Source organism: Mycolicibacterium komossense (assembly GCF_025822605.1).
GTDB classification, from domain to species: Bacteria; Actinomycetota; Actinomycetes; order Mycobacteriales; family Mycobacteriaceae; genus Mycobacterium; species Mycobacterium komossense.
In genome coordinates, this window is sequence record NZ_JACKTY010000019.1 from 1 (window position 1) to 225 (window position 225).

Here is a 225-nt window from a genome sequence, read left to right on the forward strand (position 1 = left end):
ACGGAGAAGGTCGCGACTTCCTGGATGCCGGGGCCGTTGCCCAGGTCAGCGGAGATCGACACACCCGGGAACAGGTTCGGGGTGATGACCGAGCCCAGCGGGTTGAAACCGGTCGGCGACAGGTTGGCGTCGTCGAGCAGGATGTTCGGGGTGGAGTAGGAGAAGTTGATGCCCACACCCAGTGACCAGGGGAAGCCGACCTGGTAGCCGAGCTCCAGGGTGCCC

General features: G+C 65.3%; 1 protein-coding gene. It reads right to left on the reverse strand.

Annotated features, from left to right (window positions below):
• Positions 1-225, reverse strand: a 225-nt coding sequence (locus H7J73_RS07460) for an MspA family porin (RefSeq protein WP_264066691.1), incomplete at both ends; no start/stop codon positions are given.